This window comes from Duganella sp. GW821-FHT01E12, assembly GCF_059422325.1.
The window spans coordinates 501,112-514,545 of record NZ_JBWKWR010000001.1 but is presented as its reverse complement, the minus strand read 5'-3'; the positions used below and the strand labels follow the sequence as shown (position 1 = coordinate 514,545).

Genomic DNA, 13,434 nt, shown 5'->3' with positions numbered 1-13,434 from the left:
ACAATGCTCTATCGCGAAGCAGGACAATTCAAAACCAGCTATCAGGCCGACAGCCAGATCTTCCCCATTCTGCAGGACCGCATCGCGCTGTTCGCGTTGCTGGTGGTGGCGATCGTGGTGGTGCCGCTGTTCGCATCGCCGTACACCTTGTCGGCGATCCTGATCCCCTTCCTGATCTTCTCGCTGGCCGCGCTGGGACTGAACATCCTCACCGGCTATGCGGGCCAGCTGTCGCTGGGCACCGCCGCCTTCATGGCGGTCGGCGCCTTCGCCTCGTACAACTTCCTGGCGCGCCTGCCCGGACTGCCGGTGCTGCTGGCCTTCGTGCTGGGCGGCTTGAGCGCGGCGATGGTCGGCATCGCCTTCGGCCTGCCGTCGCTGCGGATACGCGGCTTCTACCTGGCCGCATCCACGCTGGCCACGCAGTTCTTCGTGGTGTGGTGCCTCACCAAGATCCCCTATCTGACCAATTACAGCAGCTCCGGCGTGATCACCGCGCAGAAGATGGCCATCCTCGGCTACCAGTTCGACACGCCGGGCCGCAAATACCTGCTGGTGCTGGGCGTGGTGGCCGTGATGGCGCTGCTGGCCAAGAACATGATCCGCTCCAACGTGGGCCGCTCGTGGATGGCGGTGCGCGACATGGACGTGGCGGCCGAAGTGATCGGCTTCCGCCTGATGCGCACCAAGCTGCTGGCCTTCGCCGTCAGCTCCTTCTACTGCGGCGTGGCCGGCGCGCTGTACGCGTACGCCTACCTCGGCACGGTGGAGCCGGAAGCCTACAACCTCGACCTGTCGTTCCGCATCCTGTTCATGGTGATCATCGGCGGCGTCGGTTCGGTGCTCGGCTCCTTCCTCGGCGCGGCCTTCATTGTGCTGCTGCCGGTGTTCCTGAACATCTTCGCGCACGGCCTGGCGCTGCCGACCAGCGTGGCCTCCAATCTGGAGCTGATGGTGTTCGGCGCCCTGATCATCTTTTTCCTGATCGTGGAACCCCACGGTCTGGCGCGTTTATGGCAAATCGGTAAAGAGAAACTGCGTCTGTGGCCATTCCCGCACTGAACGCAAACAACAATAACCTGGAGGAGAAGACAATGAAGCGCATCGCATCCCTGGTACTCGGACTGACCCTGGCGGCATCCATTCCCGCATGGGCGCAGGACCAATACGTCGCCCTGCCCTCGTACCGCGTAGGCCCTTATGCGGCGGGCGGTTCCGGCTTCTACGGCGGCATCATCGACTACTTCAACCTGGTCAACCTTGCGGGCGGCGTCAATGGCGTAAAGATATCGTGGGAAGAGTGCGAGACCGAATACAACCCTTCGCGCGGCGTCGAATGCTACGAGCGCCTGAAGACCAAGAACGGCGGCGCCACGCTGGTCGAACCGCTGTCCACCGGCGTGGCCTACGGCGTGCTCGATCGCCTGGCCGTCGACAAAATTCCGATGACGATGATCGGCTACGGCCGCTCGGACGCCGCCAACGGCAAGGTCTTCCCCTACGTGTTCCCGCTGATTACCAGCTACTGGAACCAGGCCGCTGCGATGGTCAAATACCTCGGCGACAAGGATGGCGGCATGGCCAAACTGAAAGGCAAGAAGATCGCCTACCTGTACCACGACTCGGCGTTCGGCAAGGAACCCTTGCCGGTGCTGGAGGCCTTGTCCAAGCAGCACGGCTTCGACTTGATCAAGATTCCCGTCACGCCGCCGGGCACGGAGCAGCAATCGCAGTGGCTGCAGATCCGCCAGGCCAATCCCGACCACGTGATCCTGTGGGGCTGGGGCTCGATGAACGCGGTCGCCATCAAGACCGCGCAGCGCAACGGCATCCCGCGCGAGAAGATCCTGGGCGTGTGGTGGGCCGGCTCCGAAGAAGACACCGTGCCGGCCGGCGACGCCGCCAAGGGATACAGCGCGATGACCTTCAACACGCCGGGCAACTACCCGGTGATGGACGAGATCCACAAAAAACTCTACGACGCCGGCAAGGGCAACCTGGCCGACCGTAGCCGCATCGGCTCCGTGTACCACATGCGCGGTGTCAGCGCGGCCATCCTGTGGGTGGAGGCGATGCGCACCGCGCAGGACAAGTTCGGCAAGGGCAAGCCGGTCACCGGCGAGCAAATGCGCTGGGGCCTGGAGCACCTGAACGTGGACGAGGCGCGCCAGAAAGCCATCGGCGCCTACGGCATGCTGCCGCCGGTGAAGACCAGCTGCGACGACCATGAAGGCTCGGGCGCGGTCAAGGTCCAGCAATGGGACGGCAAGAAGTGGAACGCCATCACGCCGAACTGGATCGTCGGCGACAAGGCATTGACCCGCAAACTGCTGGAGGAAAGCTCCGCAGCCTACGCGGCCGAGAAAAAAATCACGCCGGCCTGCGCAAAATGATCGCCGCAGCCAGCACCGCCACCAGCGCGACCGCCGCTCCGGCGGCAGCGCCCTACCTGTCCGTGAACAACGTGGAGGTGATCTACGACCACGTGATCCTGGTGCTCAAGGGCGTGTCCCTGCAAGTCCCGCAGGGGAAGATCGTGGCCCTGCTGGGCGCCAACGGCGCCGGCAAGTCCACCACGCTCAAGACCATCTCCACGCTGCTGCGCGGCGAACGGGGCGACGTCACCAAAGGCGAAGTCCAGTTCAAGGGCGAACGCATCGACCAGCTCACGCCCAATGAGCTGGTGCGGCGCGGCCTGTCGCAGGTGATGGAGGGGCGCCACTGCTTCGGCCACCTGACCATCGAAGAGAACCTGCTCACCGGCGCCTACACCCGCAGCGCCTCGCGGGCGGAGCTGAAGGAATCGCTGGAGAAGGTCTACCACTACTTCCCGCGCCTGCGCGAGCGGCGCGCCAGCCAGGCCGGCTATACCTCCGGCGGCGAACAGCAGATGTGCGCCATCGGCCGCGCCCTGATGGCCAAGCCGTCGATGATCCTGCTGGACGAGCCGTCGATGGGCATCGCGCCGCAGATTGTCGACGAGATTTTCGGCATCGTGAAGGACTTGAACAGCAAGGAGAACGTCTCCTTCCTGCTGGCCGAGCAGAACACCAGCATCGCTCTGCGCTACGCGGACTTCGGCTACATCCTGGAGAACGGCCGCGTGGTGATGGAGGGCGCGGCCTCCGAGCTGGCCAGCAATGAAGACGTCAAGGAGTTCTACCTCGGCGTTTCCGGCGCCGGCCGCAAGAGCTTCCGCGACATGAAGTTTTACCGCCGCCGCAAACGCTGGCTGGCCTGAGGAACAGAGGACCACAACGCATGAACATTAAGCAGGCCAAGGCCCTGTGCCGCACCTTCCCCGGCGCGGCCGAGGACACCAAGTGGGGCGCGGACCTCGTGTTCTCCGTCGGGACGAAAATGTTCGCCGTCACCGAACTGGATGACAAGGCCAAGGCCATCAGCTTCAAGGTGGACGACGAGCGCTTCCTGGAACTGACCGACCGCCCCGGCATCATCCCCGCGCCCTACCTGGCGCGCGCGAAGTGGGTGCGCGTCGAAGATTTGAAAACCCTCAGCGACGCCGAAGCAAAGGACCTGCTGACGCGTTCCTATGAACTGGTGTTCGGCAAACTTACCAAGAAGCTGCAACGCGAGATACAAGGATAAACAACCATGGCCGATACTTTCGACAGTCTGGAAACGCGCTCGCCCGAACAACGCGAACGCGAGCTGATGACACGCCTGCCGCAGCTGGTGGCGCGTGCCAAGGCCGCCGCCGGCTGGTCGCGCATCCTGCACGACGTGAACGCCGCCGACATCAACAGCCGCGCCGCGCTGGCCAGGCTGCCGGTGACGCGCAAGTCCGACCTGCACGGATTGCAGAAACAGCAGGCGCCGTTCGGCGGCCTCAATACCACGCCGGTCGGCCAGCTGTCGCGGGTGTTCATGTCGCCCGGCCCCATCTTCGATCCCGAGGGACGCGGCCAGGACTGGTGGCGTTTCGCGCGGCCGATGTACGCGGCCGGCGTGCGTGCCGGCGGCCTGCTGCAGAACTGCTTCTCATATCACTTTACGCCTGCGGCTTTCATGGTCGAAGGCGGCGCGGCGCGCATCGGTTGCGCCGTGATACCGGCCGGCGCCGGCCAGACCGAATTGCAGGTGCAGGCCATCAGCCACCTGCGGCCCGATACCTACATCGGCACGCCGTCCTTCCTGAAGATCATCATCGAAAAGGCGCAGGAACTGGGCGCGGACATCAGCAGCATCAGGCAGGCCTTGATGTCCGCCGAGGCGCTGCCCGAATCGCTGCGCAACTGGTTCGTCGGGCATGGCGTGCCGCACGTGCTGCAATGCTACGCTTCGGCCGATATCGGCAGCATCGCCTATGAAACCCACACCGGCGGCGCGCGCGATCCCGGCATGGTGCTGGACGAAGACCTGATACTGGAAATCGTCCGCCCCGGCACCGGCGACCCCGTGCCCGACGGCGAAATCGGCGAAGTGGTGGTCACTCTCTTCAATTCCGACTATCCGCTGATACGCTTCGCCACCGGCGACCTGTCGGCGATCATGACCGGCGTGGCGCCCTCGCCCTGCGGCCGCACCAACACCCGCATCAAAGGCTGGATGGGCCGCGCCGACCAGACCACCAAAGTGCGCGCCATGTTCGTGCATCCGTCGCAGGTGCACGACGTCACCCGCCGCCATCCGGAGATCGTCAAGGCTCGGCTGGTGGTGTCGGGCCAGATGGCGCACGACGTGATGACGCTCCATTGCGAAGTGGCCGATCCGTCCAGCGCCAGCAGCGCCGTCGCCATCACCGAATCGATACGCGACCTGACCAAATTGCGGGGCGAGGTGCGGTTTGCCGCCATCGGCAGCCTGCCCAACGACGGCAAGGTGATCGACGACATCCGCGATTACAAGTAACCCGTTGTGGCGGAAAACCAACGGCATGCGGTGTGGCGGGATATGGCGGATAATAGCGAACTTACCACCCGTTTTTAGAAGCCGAAGAAGACCATGCAAGACTTCCACCACAACCGCGCCCGCGCCCTGCTGGAAAACGCGGAAGAGCTGTTCACCAAAGCAGACGTCGACCACGCCGTCACCGCGATGGCCGATACCCTCAACGCCCGCTTCGACCGAGCGGATAGCGACGCCTTCCCGCTGGTGCTGGGCGTGATGGGCGGCGCGGTGGTCTTCACCGGCAACCTGCTGCCGCAGCTGACCTTCCCGCTCGAATTCGACTACATCCACGTGAGCCGCTACGGCGACGACGACCAGGGCGGACAAGTGGTGTGGAAAGTGGTGCCGCGTTCGAATGTGGCCGGCCGCGTGGTCATCGTGCTGGACGACATCCTGGACGAAGGCGAAACGCTGGCCCACGTCAAACAGCGCCTGCTGGACATGGGCGCCGCCGAAGTGGTGCTGGCCGTCTTCGCCGACAAGGCGATCGGCAAGGCCAAGCCGGTCAAGGCGGACATCGTCGGCATCACCATCCCCAACCGCTTCGTGGTGGGCTTCGGCATGGACGCCTACGGCTACTGGCGCAACCTGCCAGGCCTGTGGGCCATCCAGACCGAGAACTAAGCCTTACGGCCGCAGGCCGTACGCGTCGACGAACTTGCGAATGCCGTCCGGGTGTCCGCGCTTCCAGGCCTCGAACTCGGGGCGCCAGGACTCCTTGTACTGCAACAGCATCAGCGCGGTCTCCAGCTGGCCGGCCTTGGCCAGCATGCGCATGGTCTTCAGGTTGGAATCTGTGACTTCGCCGCCGCCGTTCGCGGCCAGTTCGTCCGCCACCTTCATCGCGCCCTCCCACGACGCCAACTCGATGGCGAAGGGTTTGTCGGCCACCTTGTCCACACGGTTCTGGCCGCGCAGGTTGGCCTCCGTGGCGGCGAGCATCAGCCATACCGCGCCATCAGGGCTCTTTTGCTCCGCCGACCCACTGAACGCCTCGTCCAGATTGATGGTGAACTTGCCGGTCGCCGGGTCCATCGCGGCGCTGGCCTTGCGCTTCATCTGCAGGGCGGTCAGCGGGTAGCCGTTGGCGCGGCGCAGGGATGCCAGCTTGTCCCAGTTGGGGCGCTGACTTGGCTGCGCGGCGATGCCGCTCAACAGCGCGGCTTCGGCTGCGGGGCGCTTGCCCTGCTGGGCCAGCGCATCGGACAGGAAGCGCCACGCCTGGCCGTTCAACGGCTCCAGCTCGGCCGCCTTGCGGAACCAGGCTTCCGCCTCCGGCATATTCTGCTGCACATAGTAGGTGTCGCCGATGAAGACCAGCACCGAGGAATACTGCGGGTCCATCTTCGCGGCCTGCTCGTATTTGACGCGCGCCTCATCGAATTTGCGCCCGTGGTAAAGCACTTCGCCTTCCTGCACCACTTTCAGCACGTCCATCGATGGCTCATGCAACTGCGTGCTTTTTCCATCCATCAGGCGGCGCAGCACCTCCTGCGCCAACGGGTCGGCGGAATCGAGCCTGAGTGCCTGGCGCGCGGCACCCTCGGACTGCTGCCGCAGCTTGGCGGCGTTGGCATCATCGGTGTTCGACGACGCCACCATCAGCACATGGGCGATGAGCGACAGCGGCGTCGATGCCGCCGGATCGGCCTTGGCCGCCGCCGAAAATTTGTTCAGCGCCTCCTGGAACTTGCCCTGCGCGGTCAGCACCTCCCCTTCCCGCACCAGCGGCTGGGCCGCCTCGTTGGGCAGCACGGTGGCATAAGCATGGGCGCCGGCCAGCGCCAGCACCATCGTCAAAACGCGGATTTTTTTCATCGAACGAAGTTCACCAATTGATAAGATTGGAATTAGTATAATTGCTTTCATCCTCGGAACATGGGAGCATCGACGGAATGTTCAATCTGATACTTTCGTGGCTGTTCCTGCTGGCGATAGGCCAGGCCTTCCTGATGGCGGCGTCGCTGCTCAGCGTGCGCCAGCCGGAGATGCGCACCGCCAACCGGCTGCTGTCCGCGCTGCTGCTGGTGTTCGCGGCCATCATCGGCCATAACTGGCTGGGCCTCAATCACCTGTATCACCAGTATCCGCACAGCGCGCTGGCCATCGTCACGCTCGGCCTGGCCGTCGGGCCGCTCCAGTACCTCTACCTGCGCGCTATGCTGTCGGACCAGCCGCTTGGCCGTCGCGCGTTGCTGCACTTCGCGCCGTTCGCCGCCGCCACGCTGGCGATGATGCCGTTCTATCTGCGCTCCGCCGAGGAGAAGCTGGCGTGGATGCATCGCTGGAACGGCTGGCCGTGGTACATGACCGTGGCGGGACTGGTCAAGCTGGCGATCCTGCTGGCCTATATCCGCGCCACCTTCGTGCTGGTGCGCCGCGTGCCGACCGAATCGGACCTGGTACGCGACCTGCGGCGCCTGATGAGGGCCTGGCTGGTCAGCGCTGGGCTGAGCGTCGCCGCACTGGCGATGGAGGTGCTGGACGTGGAGACGCCGCTGTCCGCCGACGCGATGGACGGCATCTCGCTGATGGTGTTCGTGTTCGCGACCGCCGTCACGGCGATGCGGCTGCCGCTGGGCTACCGTCCGCGCGCGCTGCCGGCCCCCGCCAGGCAGCGTTACGCCAGCAAGCAGTTATCCACAGGCGACCGCGATGCCTTCCTCGCGCGCCTAAACGCCTGCATGACGCATGACCAGCCCTACCGCAACGGTGAATTGAAACTGGAAGACCTGGCCGCGCAGGTGGCGATGACGCCGCACGAACTGTCCCAGCTGATTAACGAAAACTGCGGCGGCAATTTCGCCGATTTCCTCAACCGGCACCGGGTCGACGCGCTGAAACTGGCCCTGCACGAACCCTTGCAAGCCGCCGCCAGCATCCTCGATCTGGCGATACAGGCCGGATTTAACAGCAAAAGCGCGATGAACCGCGCATTTAAAAAACAGACCGGCATGACGCCGGGCGAATTCCGCGACCAAGCCAAAACGCCCGCATAGCGCGTGCCAGATCATCATTTGCGACGCAAACCGCAGCCTGCGGCGGCACACTGGGCGCCTCACAACACGGAGCCACGCATGAAAACCACCCGCATTCTCGCCAGCCTTTCCCTCGTCCTCTGCGCCCAGGCCTGCGCGACAGGGCAGCAGACCTGGATCACCAACGTCAAGCTGGTGTCGCCGGAAAAGCTGGACCGCATCGAGACCGGCAGCGTCCTGATCGACGATGAACGCATCGTCCGCGTCGAACGCGGCGCCGGCAGGAAGGCCCCGGCGGGCGCCCGCCGCGTCGATGGCAAAGGCCAGTTCCTCACGCCCGGCCTGATCGACTCGCACGTCCACCTGTTCTCCGTCCCCGGCATGAGCTTCGAACAGGCCGACCAGAAGAAGACCATGGCCGCCGAATACTTCGCGCAGCTGCCGCGCTCCTTCCTCTACTACGGCTACACCACGGTGATCGACCTGGCCGCCGGCAGCCGCCAACTCATCGACCGCGTAAAAGCCACGCCGCTGCACCCGGACGTCTACGACTGCGGCGCACCGCTGGTGTTCGCCAACGGCTACCCGTCGTCCTACGCGCCGCCGGAGACGCGCTTCGACATGTTCTCCAACTTTATCTACGACCCGGCGCAGGCCGACCAGATCCCCGCCCGCTTCAAGCCGGAGGACTACACGCCGGCCAAGGGCGTGGCGCGGGTCAAGGCCGACGGCGCCATCTGCGTCAAGACCCACTTCGAACACGGCTTCGGCACCATGCGCAACCTGCCGGTGATGAGCCCCGCCGTGTACGCGGATGTACGAAAGGCCGCCAGCAAGGAGGGCCTGGTGCTGGTCACCCACGGCAATTCGTTCGAGGCGCAGACCTTCGCCGTCAACGGCGGCGTCGATGTGCTGGCGCACGGCATGTGGAATTGGGGTGCGATGGACAAGGAGAAGGAACTGCCGGCCGAGATCAAGCAGCTGCTGGACAAGATCGTCGAGCGCCGCATCGGCTTCCAGGCGACGATGCAGGTGTTGTATGGCATGAACGCCTACTTCGAACCGGCCTACCTGAACAACCCGACGCTGGCCAAGCTGCTGCCGCCTTCCATGCTGGCCTGGCTCAAGACGCCCGAAGGCCAATGGTTCAAGCAGGAGCTGGCGGAAAACGAAACCGACGCCGAGGTATTGAAGGGAATGGAGGTGCCGCTGCGCCGCCAGCAGCAGGTGGTGGCCTACCTGGCCGGCAAAGACGCCAACTTCGTGTTCGGCAGCGACACGCCTTCGTCGCCGACCTACGGCAACATCCCCGGCCTGAACGGCTACCTGGAGATGCAGGACCTGCATAATGCCGGACTGTCGCTGGCGCAGCTGTTCAAGGCCGCGACCATCAACAACGCCCGCACCTTCAGGATCGACGCGCAGGTCGGCACCATCGAAGCGGGCAAGGTCGCGAACCTGGTGCTGATGAAGATGTCGCCGCTGGCCGATATCCGCGCCTACGACAGCATAGACACCGTCTGGGTGCGCGGCAAACAGGCTGCGCGCGGCAGCCTGTCGGTCAAGCGGTAGTTACAGCGCCAGGCGCGCGCGGGCAGCGTCGTATTCCTGCTTCAGACGGGCCACCATCTCGGCGGTGGTCGGCACGTCGTCCATCAGGCCCACGCCCTGGCCGGCGCCCCAGATGTCGCGCCAGGCCTTGGCGCTGCTGGAGCCGAAGTTCATCGAGCTCTTGTCGGCCTGCGGCAGCGCGTCCGGGTCCAGGCCGGCGGCGACGATGGATTTTTTCAGGTAGTTGCCATGCACGCCGGTGAACAGGTTCGAATACACGATGTCCGCCGCCGTCGACTCCACGATCGCGTTGCGATAGTCGTCGCTGACGTTCGACTCCTGCGTCGCCAGCCAGCGCGAGCCGATGTACGCGAAGTCCGCGCCCATGGCCTGCGCCGCCAGGATCGCGTCGCCGGTGGCGATGGAGCCGGACAGCGCGATCGGACCCTTGAAGAATTTGCGGATCTCGCCCACCAGCGCGAACGGCGACAAGGTGCCGGCATGGCCGCCGGCGCCGCTGGCCACCAGGATCAGGCCATCGACGCCCGCCTCCAGCGCCTTCTCGGCGTGGCGGATCGAGACCACGTCGTGCAGCACGATGCCGCCGTAGCTGTGGATCGCATCCAGCATCTCCTTCGGCGGCGCGCGCAGCGACGAGATGATGATCGGGATCTGGTGCTTGACGCAGACTTCCACATCATGCGCCAGGCGGTCGTTCGACTGGTGCACGATCTGGTTGACGGCGATCGGGCCGACGCGCTTGCCCGGATTGGCGGCCTGGAAGTCGGCCAGCTCTTTTTGCAAATCGGTCAGCCACACGTCCAGCATCTCGGCGGGACGCGCGTTCAGCGCCGGGAAGGAGCCGACGATGCCGGCCTTGCACTGCGCCGCGACCAGGGCCGGGCCGCTGGCGATGAACATCGGGGAGGCAATGACGGGAAGGGTAAGGTTTTGCAAGACTGCTGGCAGGGCCATGGCGCACTCGCTGTCGGTAAGTTGAGGAAAATCGATTATAGATCGAAAATAGTACGACCGTGCCGAAACTAGGCGACTTCCTCTACACTTGCCTGGTGTCTACACGTTAAGTAAGTGCTCACCCTCGACGCGGGCCGCGCCGGCGCGCACCAGCTGGCCGGCCGCCCAGGTGGCGACTTCTTCCGGCGTCTGCTTCAGGAAGTGGCTGTTGGCCTTGGCGAACACCGGCATCGCCAGCAGCAGCTGCGGCACTTCCGCCAGCGGAATGCGCTGGCGCTCCAGCAGCAGGAACTTGAGCAACACCTTCAGCGCGTTCTGCGCGTTGCGCAGCGGATCGGCCTCCAGGTAGTCCACCCGCGAACGGGCCCGCGCCAGCGCGCCTGCCACATCGTTGAACGGCTTGCCGTGGCCGGGGATCACCAGCCGCACGTCCAGCCCCTCGATCACGTCCAGCGTGGCGCGTTCCTCGGCAAAGCCGGACTGCCCGTCGAGCTCCGGGAAGATGATGCCGAAGCCGTTTTCCCACAGCGCGTCCGCCGAAATCAGCAGCCGCTCCTGCGGGCAGTAGAAGATCAGCGAATGCGGATCGTGCCCGGGCGCGCCCAGCGCATGCCATTCCATGTCCGCCAGTTGCAGCACGTCGCCGGGGGACACGGTGGCGTCGAAGGTGAAACGCTCGCAGCGCTGGCCGGTCGCCTTGAAGCTGAGGGCCTCCACGTCCCAATGCCGCACCTTGTCCGCCTCGGCCACCGGGATCGAGGTGCGGCTGCCGAAGTGCGCCTGCAAGGTGGCGTTGCCGCCGCAATGGTCGGAGTGCAGGTGGGTGTTGATGATCTGGTCCAGATGCCTTCCGCGCAGCGCGTGGCGCACCAGCGCCAGCGTCTGCGGCGCGTGGGTCAGGTAGCCGGTGTCGATGATGGCCGTATCGTGGCGGCCCAGCAGCATGACGTTGTTGGACGACAGCCAACCCCGCTCAAAAACCTGGATCGAATCGGGGAGCGCGTTCATTCGTCGTCGAAGTTGATTAATTGTTCACGGCGGCGGATTTCTGCCCACACGCCGCGCTTGTAGTCGTCGTCCGCGGTGGACCAGGCGACGATTTCCGGAATGGTGCGCATGCAGCCCAGGCAATAGAGGCGGTCGGCGTCCATTTTGCATAGGCTTACGCAGGGCGACGGCACCGGCACGGCCAGTTCCGGCGCGCCGGGAGGGATCAGGTTGGCGGGTTCACTCATGCCGCCATTATGCCGCGAACACGCTTGACTTGGTGAGTTTCAAGCCTATACTACCATCCATGTAGATGGTAACCGGATGGAGACTCATGGCAAAGCAAGAATTAAAACTGAAGACCGCCGAATCGGAAAAGATCACGATCAATCTCGGTCCTATCGACCTGGGGCAAATCGATCTGTTGGTGCAGGAGGGGTTTTACTCCAACCGCACCGATTTGATACGCACGGCGATCCGCAATCAGTTGAACCAGCACGCCGACGTCGTGAAACAGACGGTGGCGCGTAAAAGCCTGGTACTCGGGATGCAGCACTATTCGCGCGCCGACCTCGAAGCCATCCAGGCGGCGGGCGAGCGGCTGCAGATCCAGGTACTGGGCTTGGCCAGCATCGCCAGCGACGTTTCGGTCGAACTGGCGCTGGCGACGATCGACTCTATCTTCGTATTGGGATCGCTGCATGCCAGCGCCATGCTCAAAACCGCGCTGGCCCAACGCATCCATTAAAGGATCATCATGAAACTACCGTTGTTTTCACACATGCGCGAGGCAGCGCAAAAACTGATGAACCGAAGCGCGTCGGCCACCATCCAACAAGCGCTGGACAGCCTGCGCGGGCATCCGTCCCTGCGGACGGCGCAACCTGCGATGCGCGACATCAATCCGCCGCCGTCCGGGCCAGCGGCGGAAGCCGCGCCCGAAGCCGCCGCGCGGACGGCGTCCGCACCGGCCACGCCGAATCCGGCCACGCATCCCGCCGAATACGCGCAGGACATGCTGAACCGCATGGGCATCCAGATCGACCTGCAAGCGAACATCGACCGCGCCATCGACGCCGGCGCCTTCATGCATCCGACGCCGGAAGTGGCGCTGCCGGAAGGCGCGCAGTTCATCAAGGGCAGCTACACCAACCACGCGGGCACCCGCAACTACAAGCTGTACATCCCGGCCAGCTACCACGGCCAGGCGATGCCGCTGCTGGTGATGCTGCACGGCTGCACGCAGAACCCGGACGATTTCGCCGTCGGCACGCAAATGAATTTGCTGGCCGAGGAAAAGGAATGCTTCGTGGTCTACCCGGAGCAGACGCCCAACGCCAACCAGCAGCGGTGCTGGAACTGGTTCAACGCCATCGACCAGCAGCACGGCCAGGGCGAGCCGTCCATCATCGCCGGCATCGCGCGGCGGATCATCGACGAATACCCGGTCAACGAGCGCCAGGTGTACGTGGCCGGCCTGTCGGCGGGCGGCGCGATGGCGGTGATCGTCGGCACGCTGTACCCGGAACTGTTCGCGGCGGTCGGCGTGCATTCGGGTCTGCCCTACGCCTCGGCACAGGACCTGCCGTCGGCGCTGTCGGCCATGAAGCGCGGCGTCAAGGCGCCGCACAAGGCCGGCGACGGCGCGCAGCCCATCATCGTCTTCCACGGCGACAGCGACACCACCGTCCATCCGCGCAACGGCGAGCAGGTGATCGAGCAGCGCCTGCACAGCCACCCTGGAAAACCGACGGTGCAGTCGGGCAGCGTGCCGAACGGCCACCGCTACACGCAGACCACGCACACCAAGGCGGACGGCACGCCGCTGGGCGAACACTGGGTGGTGCACGGCGCCGGCCACGCCTGGTTCGGCGGCAACGCCGGCGGCACCTACACCGACGCCAAAGGCCCGGACGCCAGCCGCGAAATGCTGCGCTTCTTCCGCACCGTCAGTTAGGCTTTTTAACAACATTCCTGTTGCACGACCTAGGACAATTGTCCTAAAATCTGCCCACTACTCAATCAACGGAGG

14 protein-coding genes are annotated in these 13,434 nt (G+C 64.7%); 10 read left to right on the top strand and 4 right to left on the bottom strand.

Features of this window, described 5'->3' with window-relative positions:
• The first annotated feature begins 3 nt into the window (after positions 1 to 3).
• From AC07WS_RS02135 to AC07WS_RS02110, 6 genes are all read left to right on the top strand, one after another.
• Positions 4 to 1,062, top strand: coding sequence for a branched-chain amino acid ABC transporter permease (locus tag AC07WS_RS02135; RefSeq protein ID WP_494727499.1), 1,059 nt, complete (start codon positions 4 to 6; stop codon positions 1,060 to 1,062).
• A 32-nt stretch (positions 1,063 to 1,094) separates the two neighbouring features.
• On the top strand, positions 1,095 to 2,393 hold the full coding sequence (locus AC07WS_RS02130) for an ABC transporter substrate-binding protein (RefSeq protein ID WP_494727498.1): 1,299 nt from the start codon (positions 1,095 to 1,097) through the stop codon (positions 2,391 to 2,393).
• Positions 2,390 to 3,241 carry an ABC transporter ATP-binding protein gene (locus tag AC07WS_RS02125; RefSeq protein WP_494727497.1) on the top strand — a complete coding sequence of 284 codons (852 nt, stop codon included), beginning with the start codon at positions 2,390 to 2,392 and terminating at the stop codon, positions 3,239 to 3,241. The genes AC07WS_RS02130 and AC07WS_RS02125 overlap by 4 nt, the downstream gene beginning before the upstream one ends.
• Positions 3,242 to 3,261: 20 nt before the next feature.
• Positions 3,262 to 3,609 carry an MmcQ/YjbR family DNA-binding protein gene (locus AC07WS_RS02120; RefSeq protein WP_494727496.1) on the top strand — a complete coding sequence of 116 codons (348 nt, stop codon included), beginning with the start codon at positions 3,262 to 3,264 and terminating at the stop codon, positions 3,607 to 3,609.
• A gap of 6 nt (positions 3,610 to 3,615) precedes the next feature.
• A complete protein-coding gene (locus AC07WS_RS02115) occupies positions 3,616 to 4,872 on the top strand; it encodes a phenylacetate--CoA ligase family protein (RefSeq protein ID WP_494727495.1) in 1,257 nt (418 codons plus the stop codon).
• Positions 4,873 to 4,965: 93 nt separating this feature from the next.
• Entirely contained in the window at positions 4,966 to 5,535 is a 570-nt protein-coding gene (locus AC07WS_RS02110; RefSeq protein WP_494727494.1) for a hypoxanthine-guanine phosphoribosyltransferase, read from the top strand.
• 3 nt (positions 5,536 to 5,538) lie between these two features.
• Here AC07WS_RS02110 and AC07WS_RS02105 read toward each other — a convergent pair whose 3' ends face one another.
• Complete coding sequence (locus AC07WS_RS02105; protein WP_494727493.1) at positions 5,539 to 6,729, bottom strand: tetratricopeptide repeat protein; 1,191 nt, start codon at positions 6,727 to 6,729, stop codon at positions 5,539 to 5,541.
• 77 nt (positions 6,730 to 6,806) lie between these two features.
• Here AC07WS_RS02105 and AC07WS_RS02100 point away from each other — a divergent pair, with 77 nt between their 5' ends.
• Together AC07WS_RS02100 and AC07WS_RS02095 are read left to right on the top strand one after the other, a co-directional pair.
• A complete protein-coding gene (locus AC07WS_RS02100) occupies positions 6,807 to 7,910 on the top strand; it encodes an AraC family transcriptional regulator (RefSeq protein ID WP_494727492.1) in 1,104 nt (367 codons plus the stop codon).
• A 78-nt stretch (positions 7,911 to 7,988) separates the two neighbouring features.
• Complete coding sequence (locus AC07WS_RS02095; RefSeq protein ID WP_494727491.1) at positions 7,989 to 9,461, top strand: amidohydrolase family protein; 1,473 nt, start codon at positions 7,989 to 7,991, stop codon at positions 9,459 to 9,461.
• Here the strand turns inward: AC07WS_RS02095 and AC07WS_RS02090 are convergent, their stop codons facing one another.
• The 3 genes from AC07WS_RS02090 to AC07WS_RS02080 all read right to left on the bottom strand — a co-directional run bounded on the left by AC07WS_RS02090 (position 9,462) and on the right by AC07WS_RS02080 (position 11,650).
• Positions 9,462 to 10,415: an NAD(P)H-dependent flavin oxidoreductase gene (locus AC07WS_RS02090; protein WP_494727490.1), complete on the bottom strand. Its 954-nt coding sequence runs from the start codon at positions 10,413 to 10,415 to the stop codon at positions 9,462 to 9,464.
• A 99-nt stretch (positions 10,416 to 10,514) separates the two neighbouring features.
• Positions 10,515 to 11,423 carry an MBL fold metallo-hydrolase gene (locus AC07WS_RS02085; RefSeq protein WP_494727489.1) on the bottom strand — a complete coding sequence of 303 codons (909 nt, stop codon included), beginning with the start codon at positions 11,421 to 11,423 and terminating at the stop codon, positions 10,515 to 10,517.
• Complete coding sequence (locus AC07WS_RS02080; protein ID WP_494727488.1) at positions 11,420 to 11,650, bottom strand: DUF1289 domain-containing protein; 231 nt, start codon at positions 11,648 to 11,650, stop codon at positions 11,420 to 11,422. The genes AC07WS_RS02085 and AC07WS_RS02080 overlap by 4 nt, the downstream gene beginning before the upstream one ends.
• An 86-nt stretch (positions 11,651 to 11,736) precedes the next feature.
• Between AC07WS_RS02080 and AC07WS_RS02075 the strand changes: the two genes are divergently transcribed.
• Both AC07WS_RS02075 and AC07WS_RS02070 read left to right on the top strand, forming a co-directional pair.
• Positions 11,737 to 12,150 carry a CopG family transcriptional regulator gene (locus AC07WS_RS02075; RefSeq protein WP_494727487.1) on the top strand — a complete coding sequence of 138 codons (414 nt, stop codon included), beginning with the start codon at positions 11,737 to 11,739 and terminating at the stop codon, positions 12,148 to 12,150.
• Positions 12,151 to 12,183: 33 nt separating this feature from the next.
• Positions 12,184 to 13,359, top strand: coding sequence for an extracellular catalytic domain type 1 short-chain-length polyhydroxyalkanoate depolymerase (locus AC07WS_RS02070; RefSeq protein WP_494728033.1), 1,176 nt, complete (start codon positions 12,184 to 12,186; stop codon positions 13,357 to 13,359).
• Positions 13,360 to 13,434 lie beyond the last annotated feature (75 nt).